The following is a 1,186-nucleotide window of genomic DNA, read 5'->3' on the forward strand; positions in this document are numbered from 1 at the left end:
GGAAACTCCGAACAAGTTGCCCATCAGCCGGAAATGGGCGGCTTGGGGACGCCGAAAAGACCGATTTTCAGCCGCAGATTATTGGAAAACCAAGGCATAGCCTTGGTTTTCTGCCCTCACGGGCGCACCTCTCCTGCCGCCGGCAATAATTGCCGGCGCACCATCCACAGATTCGACAGGGCAAACAGCGTGGTCAGTTGCGCCGTGTTCTTGGCCAAGCCACGGAAGCGGGTTTTCACATAGCCGAATTGGCGCTTGATCACACGGAATGGGTGTTCGACCTTCGCTCGCGCCTGCGCTTTGACCTTCTCGATCTTGCGTCTGGCTTTGTAGAGCATGCTGCGTTTGCTCAAGCGCTTGTAGGTGCTACGACGAGCCGCAATCTGCCAGATCACCGGCCTTTCTTCATGCTCCGGCCGCTTCTCCACACCGGTATAACCCGCGTCGGCACAGATAACATTTTCATCGCCATGCAACAGGTGAGCGACCTCCGTTACATCGGCCACATTCGCCGCTGTGCCGTGGACGTGGTGCACCAGACCCGACTCGGCATCTGCACCGATATGCGCCTTCATGCCAAAGAAATATTGGTTACCTTTCTTCGTCTGATGCATCTCGGGATCGCGTTTACCTTCCTTGTTCTTGGTCGAACTGGGTGCGTGGATGATGGTGGCGTCGACGACGGTGCCCTGGCGCAACGACAGGCCCTTGTCTCGCAGGTAATTGTTGATGGTTTCCAGAATGCCCGCCGCCAACTGATGCTTCTCAAGCAGGTGCCGGAAATTCATGATTGTCGTGTCTTCGGGGATCGGAGCGCTGAGCGTCAGCCGAGCGAACTGGCGCATCGAGGTGATCTCGTACAGCGCCTCTTCCATGGCTGGATCGCTCAACGAGAACCAGTTCTGCAGCAGGTGAATGCGCAGCATGATTTCCAGTGGATACGGCTTGCGGCCACCACCAGCCTTTGGGTAGTGAGGCTCGATCAATGCCGCTAACCCGCTCCACGGAACCACCTGTTCCATCTCGGCCAGGAAACGCTCGCGACGGGTTTGCTTGCGCTTACCGGCATACTCGAAATCGGAAAAGCTCATCTGGCTCATGGGATGGCGGGCTTGTAGAAGGCAGTTGGACGGAGGGCTATTTCAGCACAGGTCAGATGGCCTGTGCTGACTTGATCGGAGAATCC

The 1,186-nt window shown here is 57.1% G+C and carries 1 protein-coding gene; it reads right to left on the bottom strand.

Annotation, left to right across the window (positions count from 1 at the left end; all coding sequences use genetic code 11):
• Positions 1-116 precede the first annotated feature (116 nt).
• A complete protein-coding gene (locus tag WF331_RS29130; protein ID WP_340623569.1) occupies positions 117-1,100 on the bottom strand; it encodes an IS5 family transposase in 984 nt (327 codons plus the stop codon).
• Between the last annotated feature and the right edge of the window lie 86 nt (positions 1,101-1,186).

It is taken from the genome of Pseudomonas sp. YNh (genome assembly GCF_037993085.1).
Classification (GTDB): domain Bacteria; phylum Pseudomonadota; class Gammaproteobacteria; order Pseudomonadales; family Pseudomonadaceae; genus Aquipseudomonas; species Aquipseudomonas putida.